The 13,164-nt window shown below is 68.0% G+C and carries 13 protein-coding genes; 4 read left to right on the top strand and 9 right to left on the bottom strand.

The window, feature by feature from the left end; translation table 11 throughout:
* Window position 1 precedes the first annotated feature (1 nt).
* The 3 genes from ACV22V_RS05565 to ACV22V_RS05555 form a co-directional block, all read right to left on the bottom strand.
* On the bottom strand, window positions 2-1,006 hold the full coding sequence (locus tag ACV22V_RS05565) for an alpha-ketoacid dehydrogenase subunit beta (RefSeq protein ID WP_059529875.1): 1,005 nt from the start codon (window positions 1,004-1,006) through the stop codon (window positions 2-4).
* Between the two features lie 68 nt (window positions 1,007-1,074).
* On the bottom strand, window positions 1,075-2,058 hold the full coding sequence (locus tag ACV22V_RS05560) for a thiamine pyrophosphate-dependent dehydrogenase E1 component subunit alpha (protein ID WP_448013205.1): 984 nt from the start codon (window positions 2,056-2,058) through the stop codon (window positions 1,075-1,077).
* A gap of 100 nt (window positions 2,059-2,158) precedes the next feature.
* Window positions 2,159-3,217, bottom strand: a complete 1,059-nt coding sequence (locus ACV22V_RS05555) for an ATP-NAD kinase family protein (RefSeq protein WP_448013204.1) — start codon at window positions 3,215-3,217, stop codon at window positions 2,159-2,161.
* Window positions 3,218-3,739: 522 nt separating this feature from the next.
* On the opposite strand from ACV22V_RS05555, the gene ACV22V_RS05550 reads away from it, so the two are divergent.
* Window positions 3,740-5,656, top strand: a complete 1,917-nt coding sequence (locus ACV22V_RS05550; RefSeq protein ID WP_175916355.1) for a sigma-54-dependent Fis family transcriptional regulator — start codon at window positions 3,740-3,742, stop codon at window positions 5,654-5,656.
* Window positions 5,657-5,675: 19 nt separating this feature from the next.
* Here ACV22V_RS05550 and ACV22V_RS05545 read toward each other — a convergent pair whose 3' ends face one another.
* The gene (locus tag ACV22V_RS05545; protein ID WP_059693265.1) at window positions 5,676-6,110 is read right to left on the bottom strand and encodes a carboxymuconolactone decarboxylase family protein; all 435 of its coding nucleotides are present in this window, start codon (window positions 6,108-6,110) and stop codon (window positions 5,676-5,678) included.
* Window positions 6,094-6,555: a MerR family transcriptional regulator gene (locus ACV22V_RS05540; protein ID WP_448013203.1), complete on the bottom strand. Its 462-nt coding sequence runs from the start codon at window positions 6,553-6,555 to the stop codon at window positions 6,094-6,096. The genes ACV22V_RS05545 and ACV22V_RS05540 overlap by 17 nt, the downstream gene beginning before the upstream one ends.
* Before the next feature lie 286 nt (window positions 6,556-6,841).
* Here ACV22V_RS05540 and ACV22V_RS05535 point away from each other — a divergent pair, with 286 nt between their 5' ends.
* Both ACV22V_RS05535 and ACV22V_RS05530 read left to right on the top strand, forming a co-directional pair.
* The gene (locus tag ACV22V_RS05535; RefSeq protein ID WP_448013202.1) at window positions 6,842-7,444 is read left to right on the top strand and encodes a ComEA family DNA-binding protein; all 603 of its coding nucleotides are present in this window, start codon (window positions 6,842-6,844) and stop codon (window positions 7,442-7,444) included.
* A gap of 88 nt (window positions 7,445-7,532) precedes the next feature.
* Window positions 7,533-7,961, top strand: coding sequence for a YidB family protein (locus tag ACV22V_RS05530; RefSeq protein WP_448013201.1), 429 nt, complete (start codon window positions 7,533-7,535; stop codon window positions 7,959-7,961).
* A gap of 128 nt (window positions 7,962-8,089) precedes the next feature.
* Here ACV22V_RS05530 and clpB read toward each other — a convergent pair whose 3' ends face one another.
* Together clpB and ACV22V_RS05520 are read right to left on the bottom strand one after the other, a co-directional pair.
* The gene (gene clpB, locus ACV22V_RS05525; RefSeq protein WP_059529853.1) at window positions 8,090-10,687 is read right to left on the bottom strand and encodes an ATP-dependent chaperone ClpB; all 2,598 of its coding nucleotides are present in this window, start codon (window positions 10,685-10,687) and stop codon (window positions 8,090-8,092) included.
* A gap of 156 nt (window positions 10,688-10,843) precedes the next feature.
* Window positions 10,844-11,362 (bottom strand): Rrf2 family transcriptional regulator, encoded by a 519-nt coding sequence (locus tag ACV22V_RS05520; RefSeq protein ID WP_059529849.1) that lies wholly within the window; start codon window positions 11,360-11,362, stop codon window positions 10,844-10,846.
* 264 nt (window positions 11,363-11,626) lie between these two features.
* On the opposite strand from ACV22V_RS05520, the gene ACV22V_RS05515 reads away from it, so the two are divergent.
* Entirely contained in the window at window positions 11,627-12,187 is a 561-nt protein-coding gene (locus ACV22V_RS05515) for a group III truncated hemoglobin (protein WP_448013200.1), read from the top strand.
* A 69-nt stretch (window positions 12,188-12,256) separates the two neighbouring features.
* Here the strand turns inward: ACV22V_RS05515 and ACV22V_RS05510 are convergent, their stop codons facing one another.
* Window positions 12,257-12,733, bottom strand: coding sequence for a molybdenum cofactor biosynthesis protein MoaE (locus ACV22V_RS05510; RefSeq protein ID WP_059693276.1), 477 nt, complete (start codon window positions 12,731-12,733; stop codon window positions 12,257-12,259).
* 160 nt (window positions 12,734-12,893) lie between these two features.
* Complete coding sequence (moaD, locus tag ACV22V_RS05505; protein ID WP_006758354.1) at window positions 12,894-13,151, bottom strand: molybdopterin converting factor subunit 1; 258 nt, start codon at window positions 13,149-13,151, stop codon at window positions 12,894-12,896.
* Window positions 13,152-13,164: the final 13 nt, after the last annotated feature.

The following is a 13,164-nucleotide window of genomic DNA, read 5'->3' as shown; positions in this document are numbered from 1 at the left end:
GTCAGCTCCTCGTCTTGAGTACCGCCTGCGCGATCGCGTCGGCGGACGGGATGTAAAGGTCTTCCAGCACGCCGGCGAACGGCGCGGGCGTGTGCGGTGCGGTCACGAGCTCGATCGGTGCCTTGAGCGATCGGAACGCGCGCCGTGCGACGAGCGCGGCGATGTCGGTCGCGATCGAGCAGCGCGGGTTCGCTTCATCGACCACCACCACGCGCCCGGTGCGCTCCGCGCTTTCGAGGATCGTTTCCTCGTCGAGCGGCGACGTCGTGCGCAGGTCGATCACGTCGACCTGGATGCCGTCCTTCGCGAGCTTCGCGGCCGCGTCGGTCGCGAGATGCACCATGCGTCCGTACGTGACGATCGTCGCGTCGTCGCCGTCGCGCACGACGTTCGCCTCGCCGAACGGAATCGCATAGGATTCCTCAGGCACATCGCCTTCGCGGGTATAAAGCAGCTTGTGTTCGAGGAAGATCACGGGATCGTTGTCGCGGATCGACTGGATCAGCAGCCCCTTCGCGTCGTAAGGCGTCGACGGGCACACGACCTTCAGCCCCGGGATGTGCGTAAACAGCGACGTGAGCATCTGCGAATGCTGCGCGGCCGCGCGCAGGCCGGCGCCGTACATCGCGCGGATCACGACCGGCGTCACGGCCTTGCCGCCGAACATGTAGCGGAATTTCGCGGCCTGGTTGAAGATCTGGTCGAAGCACACGCCCATGAAATCGATGAACATCAGCTCCGCGACGGGCCGCATCCCGCACGCGGCCGCGCCGACCGCCGCGCCGATGTAGCCGCCTTCCGACAGCGGCGTATCGAGCACGCGGCCCGGAAACTTGTGGAACAGCCCCTTCGTCACGCCGAGCACGCCGCCCCATGCGTCGTCCTCGCCCGGCGCGCCCGCGCCGCCCGCGTTGTCCTCGCCCATCACGATCACGCTGTCGTCGCGCGCCATTTCCTGCGCGAGCGCCTCGTTGATCGCCTGCGAATAAGTGATCTTCCTTGCCATGTCCGTCTCCTGGAATATTGGGTTCGCCGTGCCGGCTTCGGGCCGGTGGCCGCTGTGTCACATCGCGCTCACGGGTACGACACGTACACGTCGGTCAGCAGGTCGGCCGCGTCGGGCAGCGGCGCGGCCTTCGCCTGCGCGACCGCGTCGTCGATCAACGCCTTCACCTGCACATCGACCGCGCGCAGTTCGTCGGTCGTCAGCGCCTCGGCACGCACGACGCGCGCTTCGAAATGCTTCAGGCAGTCCTTCTCGTCGCGCAGCTTCTGCACTTCGCCCGGCGCGCGATAGGTCTGCGCATCGCCTTCGAAGTGACCGAAATAGCGCGTGAACTTCACTTCGACGAGCGTCGGGCCGCCACCGTTGCGTGCCCGCGCGACGGCTTCGCCGAGCGCCTCGTGCACCGCGAAGAAGTCGAAACCGTCGACGATCACGCCCGGCATCCCGAAGCCGTTCGCGCGATCGGCGATGTTGTCGGTCGCGACCGACCAGCTCGACGACGTCGCCTCCGCATAACCGTTGTTTTCGGCCACGAAGATCGCCGGCAGCCGCCACACCGACGCGAGGTTCATCGATTCGAAGATCACGCCCTGGTTCGACGCGCCGTCACCGAAGAAGCACACGCCGACGCCGCCCGTCTTCTTGTGCTTGGCCGCGAGCGCCGCGCCGCACACGAGCGGGCCGCCCGCGCCGACGATCCCGTTCGCGCCGAGCATCCCCATCGACAGGTCGGCGATGTGCATCGAGCCGCCCTTGCCGTGGCAGACGCCCGTCTTCTTGCCGTAGATCTCGGCCATCATCCCGTGCACGTCGACGCCTTTCGCGATGCAGTGGCCGTGCCCGCGGTGCGTGGTGGCGACATAGTCTTCAAGTCCGAGGTGCAGCATCGTGCCGACCGCGGAGGCCTCCTCGCCCGCGTACAGGTGAACGAAGCCGGGGATTTCGCCGGTCGCGAACTCGACGTGCAGGCGTTCCTCGAATTCGCGGATCGTGCGCATCAGCCGGTAGGCGTCCAGCAGCGTGTCCCTGCTGAGCTGTGTCGAAACGGTCATGTGTGTCTCCTGGGTAGGTCTGACTGCGAATGCCGCCGCGGCAACGCCCCGGCGACGGATTGCACGACGGCCCGGCCGTCGGTGAAACGTGAAGCCATCGTCAGTCGTGCCATGCGCCGGCATCGCGCAACAACTGCCGTGACGACGCGTAACGCAGCGTGCGGCCGACATCGACCGTCAGCGGCCCGCGCCAGTCGAGCGCGATCTCGTAGCGGTCGCCGCGCGCGACCTCGATCTCGCGCTCGCCATCGAACGCGAGCGTGCCGTGCTCGAACGGGATCGTCTGCCACGCACCCGGCTCGAGCCGCTCGCAACTGCGCATCACGACGCGATCGACGCGCCCGGGTGCGATCGGCGCGACGAGCGGCGTGCCGGCGGTCTTGCCGTCGACGGCGAAACGCATCGCGAGCCCGTGCGGGGCACCGCGCTCGAGCGGCGCCCACGCGCCGCCGAGCGCGGACAGGCCGATGCCGTCCGGCTCCGCGAAAGTCAGATAAAGCGTGTCGATGTCGTCGGGCCCCGAGATCGCGCGCGCGCCGATGAAGCGCTGGCGGGCCGCGCACACGTCGACGAGCGCGATTTCCTCGCGCCCCGCGTTCGCCCCCGCCGCGCAGCGCACGACGAGCCGCTTGTTGCGCGCCAACGCGACCTCGGCCGGCACGGCGCCGGTCGCGGCGAGTCCTGCCGCGACGCCCGCGACGGTCGCCTCGCGATGTTCGGGAAACGCGTTGTTGGTGCCGGTGGACAGCGCGACGAGCGGCGTCGCGCCGCAATGCGCGGCGACCGCGCGATGGGTGCCGTCGCCGCCGAGCACGACGATCAGCGCGACTTCCATCCGGTGCATGTAAGCGGCGCCGGCGTGCGTGTCGGCGACGGTATCGGAGATCGGCAGGTCGACGAATTCGACGTCGGGCCAGCGCTCGCGCGGCGCGACCGCGCGATGCGTGTCGAGCGCACGCATCAGCAGCGTCGCGATGCCCGTCTTGTCGCGCAAGGTCAGCACGCGCTCGACGCCCATCGCGCCGAGGCCGGCGAGCAGACGCACGACCATGTTGGCCTTTTCCGCCGTCGGGAACACGGATGCATGCGTCGTCAGGCGGCGAATGTCGCGCCCCGATGCGGGGTTCGCGATCACGCCGACGGTCACGGGCGTCGTCACGGGCTTGTCTCCATCCAGTGGACCGGCGCTCGCGCCGGCCCTGCATGTGTCGTCCGCCGTCATCGAGGGCAGCGGATCGTCGTCGCCGACGCGACCGCGCCGAGCTTGCCCGTGACATCTGCAAGCGGCGTGCCACCGTGCGGTCAACGACCACGGAACCCGCTTGCAGACTGGCGCGGCGGCCATGCCGGCCATCGCCTGCAGTTGCCGCGCCAGCCCGACGCCCCGCGAAACCGCCCATGCGTCTCACGCCGTCGATCGCCCCGCGCGACGGTTTCGGCACCTTCATCCGGATGGCGCTTCGGCCCGCAAGCCACGCGTGTCGCGGCACGGCGCGCAACGCCATGATGCGGGCCACCGTCGCACGTGGCACGCCCGTGCGTCTCAACCGCGCGAGACCCGCTGAGATGTCGCTGAGACGAACGTCTCACGCCGCGCGCGTGCTGCGATGCAATGTGATCCGCGCAGGCGGATGTGCTACAAGAACATCGAATTCCCCGCCGTACGGAACCGGAGCCGACCATGCCCTATGCCGTCCCCCAGGCCCAGCACGCCGACCGTGTGCTCGGCGCGCTCGCCGGACGCCTGCCCGCGCCGGCCGATTCCGCGCGTCTCGTGTCGTCGTGGCAGCGCTCGCTCGAGCGCTACGCGCTCGACCCCGCGTCGTCGATCGGCCCGCGCGTGCTGACCGCGGCCGAGCTGCGCGAGGTGCGCGACAAGGAGGAAGCCTTCCTGCGCGCGTCGGGCCAGTGCCTGACGCGCCTGCACGACATGATTCGCGTCGCCGATTACTGCGTGATGCTGACGGACGCGCACGGCGTGACGATCGACTACCGCATCGACCGCGAACGCCGCAACGACTTCCGTCATGCGGGGCTGCACATCGGCTCGTGCTGGTCGGAAAGCGAGGAAGGCACCTGCGGGGTCGCGAGCGTGCTGACCGATCTCGCGCCGATCACCGTGCACAAGACCGACCACTTCCGCGCGGCGTTCACCACGCTCACTTGCAGTGCGGCCCCGATCTTCGCGCCGGGCGGCGAACTGATCGGCGTGCTCGACGCGTCGGCCGTCCAGTCGCCGGACGGCCGCGACAGCCAGCGGCTCGTATATCAGCTCGTGCGGCAGAGCGCGGCGCTGATCGAGGACGGCTATTTCGTGCACAGCACCGCGCAGCACTGGATATTGTTCGGGCATCCGAATCGTCATTACGTCGAGGCACAGCCCGAATGGCTGATCGCGTTCGACGAGTGCGGCAACATCGTCGCCGCGAACCGGCAAGCGCGCGACGCGCTGCCGGCGCTGCGCGAACCGCGCCATATCGACGAGATCTTCGACGCAACCGAGATGCCGCTGCGCGACGCCGCGCGGCTCGACGCAATCGTCGCGCTGCGGCTGCGCGCGACCGGCGCCCCGCTCTATGCGCGGCTGCGCGCGCCGCTCCGGCGCACCGGCCGCGAAACCGGCACGGCGTCGCGCCGCCCCGGCACCGCGCAGCGCCACGTCGGCGCGCTGACGCCGTTCCTGCACAGCAGCGACGCGCGCGTCGCTCAACAGGCCGAACTCGCGCTGCGTGTCGCGAGCAAGCGGCTGCCGATTCTCGTGCTGGGCGAAACCGGTGCAGGAAAAGAAGTATTCGCCCGCGCGATCCACGATGCCGGTGCGCGACGCGCACGGCCGTTCGTCGCGGTCAACTGCGGCGCGCTGCCCGAGGCGCTGATCGAAAGCGAGCTGTTCGGCTATGCGGCCGGCGCGTTCACCGGTGCGCGCAAGCACGGCGCGCGCGGCAAGATCGCGCTCGCGGACGGCGGCACGCTATTCCTCGACGAAATCGGCGACATGCCGCTCACGCTGCAGACCCGCCTGCTGCGCGTGCTCGCCGACGGCGAGGTCGTGCCGCTCGGCAGCGATACGCCGGTGCGCGTCGATCTCGACGTGATCTGCGCGACGCACCGCGATCTCGCGCGCATGGTGGCCGACGGCACGTTCCGCGAGGATCTGTATTACCGGCTGAGCGGCGCGACGTTCGAACTGCCGCCGCTGCGCGAGCGCGCGGACGTGCGCGACGTGATCGCCGCGGTATTCGCCGAAGAAGCGCAGGCGACCGGCCACGTGCTCACGCTCGACGCGTCGCTCGCCGAGCAACTCGCCTCGTACCCGTGGCCCGGCAACGTGCGGCAGTTGCGCAACGTGCTGCGCTATGCGTGCGCGGTATGCGACGCCGCACGCGTGACGCGGCGCGACCTGCCGGCCGATCTCGCCGCGCAACTCGGCGCCGGTCCGGCCGGCGCGCTGCCGGACGACGAACGCGGCCGTATCGTCGCGGCGCTCACCGCGCATCGCTGGCGGCCCGACGCGGCCGCGCAGGCGCTCGGCATCTCGCGCGCGACGCTGTACCGGCGGATCGCGAAACACCGGATCGTCGCGCCGCACCGCCTCTGACGCACCGGCACGCGTCGCATCACGCGGCGTGCGCGACCGCTTCGGCCGTGCCGCCGTCCCGACCAGCCGCTTCATCACGCCGCGTGAACACCTCGTGCGCCGCGAACAACGCGTTGAGCGCAGCAGGAAACCCCGCGTAGACGGCCATCTGAATGAACACCTCGACAATCTCGTCGCGCGTGCAGCCGACGTTCAACGCGGCCTCGATATGCACCTTCAGCTGCGGCTGCGCGTTGCCGAGCGCGGCCAGCGCCGCGATCGTCGCGATTTCGCGCGACTTGAGGTCGAGCTGCGGCCGGCTGTAGACGTCGCCGAACGGAAATTCGATCACCATCCGGCCGAAATCCGGCGCGATCGACGCAAGCGAGGCGATCACGCGCTCGCCCGCTTCACCGTCGATTTCCTTCAACTTGTCCCAGCCCCGCGCATAGCGATCGTCAACGCGTTGTTCCATGGTGTCCGTCCTGTTCCAATAAAGAGTGAGAAGGGGTCGCCCGTCGTTCCGTCTCGCGCTCCTGCGTCTCGTAATACGCGATCTTGTCGCCGATCGCGTCGAGGCTCGCCTGCAGTTCCGCGATATGCGCGCGCACCGCGTCGCGATGCTCGGCCAGCAACCGCCGCCGCGCACCGAACGTCGACTCGCCTTGCGCACGCAGCGCCGCGAACTGCTGCATCTGCGCGATCGGCATGCCGGTCGCCTTCAGGCGCATCACGAAGGCAAGCCAGTCAAGGTCGGCCGGCGCATAGAGCCGGTGCCCGGCCGCCGTGCGCGAAATCGCGCGCAGCAGGCCGGCCTGCTCGTAATACCGCAGCGTATGCGTCGACACGCCGGTCAGTTCGGCGACTTGCCCGATCGTCAGCGGACCGGCGGCGGAAGGTGTGGATACGGTTTTCGACATGGCAGGATCAAGGTTAGGAGTTAGAGTTCACTCTAAGTCAAGCGTTATCGATCGGCCAAGTACAACGATCTGAGATCACCGCCGCAGACACCGTAAAGAATGGTCAAAACCACCGCACGGCGCGGCTTTCTGTCTTTACAGCGACGCAAGCCTTCAGCAAGATTCGGTCAGCCTGTCTCAAAAAGGGCACGCATTTGTCCTATGCTTAACGGCGACGCCCGGCGAAGTCTCGCCCCGCCGTCCGTTGCAACAGCCATTCATCCGTCAGAACCAGGGAGCCTATGCCATGCTGAAAAAGCTGCTGATGCTGTTCGTCGCGCTATCGCTGTCGCTTGCCGCCGGTCTCGCCGCGGCCGTCGAAGTCAACACTGCCGACCAGGCCGCGCTCGAATCGGTGAAGGGCCTCGGGCCCGTGAAGTCGAAGGCGATCATCGACGAACGCACCAAGAACGGCCCGTTCAAGGATGCGGACGATCTCGCGAACCGCGTGAAGGGTCTCGGCACGAAGTCGGTCGGGCATCTCGAGGAAAACGGCCTGACGATCGGCGGCTCGTCGACGCCGCCGAAGGGCGTGAAGCTGTCGAAGCCGGCCGCGACGACGTCCGCAACCCCGTCGGCCACGACATCGACAGGCACGGCGCCGACGTCGACGACCGCAACGCCGGCGCCAGCGCCGACCCCGGCCGCCAGCGCGCCGGAAGCGGCGTCGAAGCCGGCCAAGAGCAAGCGTGCGTCGAAGAAGGAAAAGGCGGCCGCGGCCGCGGCGGCATCCGCCGATGCGGGAGCGAGCGCGCCGGCAGCAGCGTCGTCCACGAAGGCGACGAAGGGTTCGAAGAAGAAGAGCAAGAAGGACAAGGCAGCCTCCGCCGCCGCGGCGTCGGGCGCCTGATGTGCGCCGCGCGTACGATTGCGTGCGCGCGGCATTCGATCAACGGGCGCCGTCGTTGCGGCGCCCTTTTCAGTGAAGGTGAAGAACCATGGGTCTCCTCGACATCGTTGGCGGTCTGATCGGCGGCCAGGCCGGCGGCAACTCGCAAAGCGCGCTCATCGCGACCGCGCTCGAATTCATCAACAACCAGCCGGGCGGCCTGAACGGCCTGATCGAGAAGTTCAAGGCCGGCGGCGCCGGCGACATCATCGGCTCGTGGGTCGGCAACGGCGAAAACCAGCCGATCTCGGCCGACACGCTGCAGAACGTGCTCGGTTCCGACGTCGTCGGCTCGCTGGCGAGCAAGGTCGGCATCGATCCGTCCCAGGCATCGTCGATCCTCGCGCAGGTGCTGCCGCACGTCGTCAACGGCGCGACGCCGAACGGCGAAGTGCCGGCCGGCGGCCAGGTCGATACGTCGAACGTGCTCGGCACGCTCACGCAGCTCGCCGGCATGTTCGGCGGCAAGCAGGCCTGAGCCCGCACCGCGCCGGCTGACGGCCTCGACGGCGGTTTCGGCCGCACCATATGCAAACACCCCGCCTGAGCGGGGTGTTTGTTTTTGCGCGCCCGGCGCGAACCGGGCGTGCGGCCGATCGCCGGCGATCAGTGCACGACGCGGTCGAACACGAACTTGCCGTCGCTGACGTCGACCGGGATCACGTCCTTCGGACCGAAGCGGCCCGCGAGGATCAGCTTCGCGACCGGGTTCTCGATCTCCTGCTGGATCGCGCGCTTCAGCGGCCGCGCGCCGAACAGCGGATCGTAGCCGACCTTCCCGATCTGTTCGAGCGCCGCCGGCGACACGTCGAGCGCCATGTCGAGCTTCGCGAGCCGGTCGTGCAGGCGCGCGAGCTGGATCTTCGCGATCGATTCGATGTTGCTGCGATCGAGCGCGTGGAACACGACGACGTCGTCGATCCGGTTCAGGAACTCGGGGCGGAAGTGCTGCTTCACTTCGAGCCACACGGCGTCCTTGATCTCTTCCTGCGGTGCCCCCGTCATTGCCTGGATCACCTGCGAGCCGAGGTTCGAGGTCATCACGATCACCGTGTTCTTGAAGTCGACCGTACGCCCCTGCCCGTCGGTCATGCGGCCGTCGTCGAGCACCTGCAGCAGCACGTTGAACACGTCCGGGTGCGCCTTTTCGATCTCGTCGAGCAGGATCACGCTGTACGGCTTGCGGCGCACGGCTTCCGTCAGGTAGCCGCCTTCCTCGTAGCCGACATAGCCCGGCGGCGCGCCGATCAGCCGCGCGACGCTGTGCTTCTCCATGAACTCGCTCATGTCGATGCGGATCAGGTGCTCTTCCGAATCGAACAGGAACGCCGCCAGTGCCTTGCACAGCTCGGTCTTGCCGACGCCCGTCGGGCCGAGGAACAGGAACGAGCCGTACGGGCGGTTCGGATCGGCGAGACCGGCGCGCGAACGACGGATCGCATCCGCGACCGCGCCGATCGCCTCGTGCTGGCCGACCACGCGTTCGTGCAGCTTTTCCTCGATGTGCAGCAGCTTCTCGCGTTCGCCCTGCATCATCCGCGACACCGGAATCCCGGTTGCGCGCGACACGACTTCCGCGATTTCTTCCGCGCCGACCTGCGTGCGCAGCAGACGCGGACGCGTCGGGTTGTGCTGCTCCTGCTCTTCGGCCTGCGTGACCTGCTTCAGTTGCGACTCGAGTTGCGGCAGCTTGCCGTACTGCAGCTCGGCGACCTTCTCCAGCTTGCCTTCACGCTGCAGACGCGCGATGTCGGCCCGCACCTTCTCGATCTCTTCCTTGAGCTGCGCGCTGCCCTGCACCGCGGCCTTCTCGGCGGTCCAGATCTCTTCCAGGTCCGCATATTCGCGGCCGAGGCGATCGATCTCTTCCTCGATCAGTTGCAGACGCTTCTGCGACGCCTCGTCCTGCTCCTTCTTCACGGCCTCGCGCTCGATCTTCAGCTGGATCAGACGGCGATCGAGCTTGTCCATCTCTTCGGGCTTCGAATCGATTTCCATCTTGATCTTCGACGCGGCCTCGTCGATCAGGTCGATCGCCTTGTCCGGCAGGAAACGATCGGTGATGTAGCGGTGCGACAGCTCGGCCGCGGCGACGATCGCCGGGTCGGTGATGTCGACGCCGTGGTGCAGTTCGTACTTCTCCTGCAGCCCGCGCAGGATCGCGATCGTCGCCTCGACGCTCGGCTCGTCGACGAGCACCTTCTGGAAGCGGCGCTCGAGCGCGGCGTCCTTCTCGATGTACTTGCGGTATTCGTCGAGCGTGGTCGCGCCGATGCAGTGCAGCTCGCCGCGCGACAACGCCGGCTTCAGCATGTTGCCTGCGTCCATCGCGCCTTCGGCCTTGCCGGCACCGACCATCGTATGGATCTCGTCGATGAACACGATCGTCTGGCCTTCGTCCTTGGCGATGTCGTTGAGCACGGCCTTCAGGCGCTCCTCGAACTCGCCGCGATACTTCGCGCCGGCGAGCAGCGCGGCCATGTCGAGCGACAGCACGCGCTTGCCCTTCAGCGTCTCGGGCACTTCGCCGTTGACGATGCGCTGCGCGAGCCCTTCGACGATCGCGGTCTTGCCGACGCCCGGCTCGCCGATCAGCACCGGGTTGTTCTTGGTCCGGCGCTGCAGGATCTGGATCGAACGGCGGATTTCGTCGTCGCGGCCGATCACCGGATCGAGCTTGCCCGCGCGGGCGCGCTCGGTCAGGTCGACCGTGTATTTCTTCAGCGCCTCGCGCTGGCTTTCCGCGTCCTGGCTGTGCACCTGCGAGCCGCCGCGCACCGCGGCGATCGCGGCTTCGAGCGCCTTGCGCGTGAGGCCATGCTGACGGGCGAGCTTACCGGCGTCGCCCTTGTCGTCGGACACGGCGAGCAGGAACATCTCGCTCGCGATGAACGTGTCGTTGAGTTTCTGCGCTTCCTTGTCGGCCTGGTTCAGCAGCCCGGCCAGCTCGCGGCCGATCTGGATGTCGCCGCCCGTGCCCGTGACTTGCGGCAGGCGCGAAATGGCTTCGTTCAGCGCGCCTTGCAGCGCCTGCACGTGAACGCCCGCGCGCGACATCAGCGAGCGGGCGGAGCCGTCCTGCTGCGCGACCAGCGCCGCCAGCACGTGAACGGGTTCGATGTATTGATTGTCGCGGCCTGCCGCGAGGCTTTGGGCGTCCGCGAGTGCTTCCTGGAACTTGGTGGTGAGCTTGTCGATTCTCATTTGGCGAGACCTCCAATTTTCGATTAACACCAAGATGTGGATGGTTATACGGGTTTCAAGCGAAATTCGGGTTGATTCAGCGCAAAAATCGCCGGCTGGCGATGCGGCGGCCTGCGGGCCGGCCGCCGCCCGGATGGCGGCGATGGTGCCGGCGTGTCAGCCGACCTTCGACGGCGACGCGGCGGATGCCGGCGCGTCGTCCCCGGACGGCTCGGCACGCACCAGCGCGATCGGACGAATGCCCAGCAGCGCCATGAGCGGCGACGCGGGCACGGTCAGTTCGCCGAGCGTGTGACGGTCGAGTTCGGCGAAGAATGCGTCGCGCGCGGCCGCCAGCACGCCCTTCAGGCGGCACTGCGGTTCGATCACGCAGCCGCGCGACTCGTCGCCGTCGGGCGCAAAGCAGCCGACCAGCGCGAAATCGTTCTCGGTCGCGCGCACGACCTGGCCGACCGTCAGCTTCAGCGAATCGGGAAACAGCCGCAGCCCGCCGTTGCGGCCGCGGACGGTATCGACCCAGCCGAGCTCGCCGAGCTGCTGCACGACCTTCATCAGATGGTTCTTCGAGATGCCGTAGGCGTCCGAGATCTCCTGGATCGTCGCGAGCCCCTCGCCGCGCACGGCCAGGTACAGCATGACGCGCAGCGAATAGTCGGTGTAGTCGGTGAGTCTCATGAGCGAATACGGAAAATGATCGATCGCGCCCCGATCAAGCGGGCCGGATCAATCGAGACGCGCGCCGGGACGGTTCTCGAGGCCGCTTGACGGCGCCGGGTTGCCGGGACGGCCGGCGCGCAATAAGATGCATGGCACCTACGCATTTTTCAGGCATCGGTGGACGCTATTTTGCGTGAAAATTCTGTCGGCGTCCTGCGCGTTGCCCACGCTGCCGTTCCGCCGACACGACGCTGACGCCCTGATTTCCCGGCCCTTTTTGCCATGACCGCCCTGCCCGCCTCGCCCGAAACCGCCCCGGCCCGCCCGCGCGACGCCGAACCGACCGAAGACAACATCCGCGACCTCGTGTACGCGTTCTACGAGCGCGTGCGCGCCGATCCGCTGCTCGGCCCCGTGTTCGACGCGAAGCTGGACGGCCGCTGGGACGACCATCTGCCGAAGATGGTGAGCTTCTGGTCGAGCCTCGTGCTCGGCACCAAGGGCTATCGCGGCAACGTGCAGCAGGCGCACCAGCCACTCGACGGGATCGAGCCCGCGCATTTCAGCCGCTGGCTGTCGCTGTTCCTGAAGACCGTCGAGGGACGCTACACGCCGCCCGCGGCCATCCGCTTCATGGAGCCCGCGCTGCGCATCGCGCAGAGCCTGCAGTTGAGCCGCTTCGGCTGGGATTATCAGATTCCGCCCGAGCAGCAGGCGCTGCTCGACGCGATCGCGCCACGCCGTCGCGACACGGACGACGATCCGCATGCGCTGCCGTCACGCGCCCGCGGCGAGCCGTTTCCGACGAAGATCATCGGGCGCGGAACCGATCCGGACGCCTGACACGACGATTCGCAGCGCCGGAGCGCTTGAGTGCCTGCGGCACGTCGCCGCACGACACGAACGCCGCGCTCAACGCGGCGTGTTGCCCGATTCGACGCCCCAGCGCGCGAGCGCCGCATCGTCGGTGCTGCGGGCGTCGACCCAGCGCTCGCCGTCCGGCGTCGTTTCCTTTTTCCAGAACGGCGCCTCGGTCTTCAAGTAGTCCATCACGAACTCGCACGACGCGAACGCGTCGCCGCGATGCGATGCGACCGTCGCGACCATCACGATCTGGTCGAGCGGCAGCAGCCGGCCGACGCGATGCACGATCGCGACGTCGATCCCGGGCCATCGCCGGGCGGCCTCGGCGGCGATCTTCTCGAGCGCCTTCTCGGTCATCCCCGGATAGTGCTCGAGTTCCATCGCGGCGACCGAATCGCCTTCGTTCAGGTCGCGCACGGTGCCGACGAAGCAGGCGACCGCGCCGATCTTCGGGTTGCGCGCGCGCAGCGCCGCCACCTCGGCGTTCAGGTCGAAATCGTTAGTCTGTACTCGTACCGTAGCCATCGTCTGCCTCTGTCGACCAGAGTTAGCGCTTTAGCGCTCTACTCTGGTCCCATGCTTCGCGGTCGACCAGAGTTAGCGCTTTAGCGCTCTACTCTGGTCCCATGCTTCGCGGTCGACCAGAGTTGGCGCTTCAGCGCTCTACTCTGGTCCCATGCAAAGCTCAACCGCCCGTCACGGGCGGAAAAAACGCGACCTCGCAACCGTCGGTGAGCCGCGTATCGGGGTCGGTCATCTCGTGATTGCATGCCATGCGCAGCGCGCGCCCTTCGGCGAGCGTCTCGGCCCACGCGCCGCCGCGCAGGCGCAGCCACGCGCGCACGTCGCCGACGGTCGTCACGCCGTCCGGCACGTCAGCCTGTTCGTCGGACACGCCCAGCGCCTCGCGCACGCTTGCAAAGAATTTCAGTTGAATCTTCATGGGTCAGGAAGCC

Source organism: Burkholderia sp. AW33-5 (assembly GCF_053427615.1).
The sequence above is the reverse complement of the archived record's forward strand: the minus strand, read 5'-3'. Positions and strand labels throughout refer to the sequence as shown.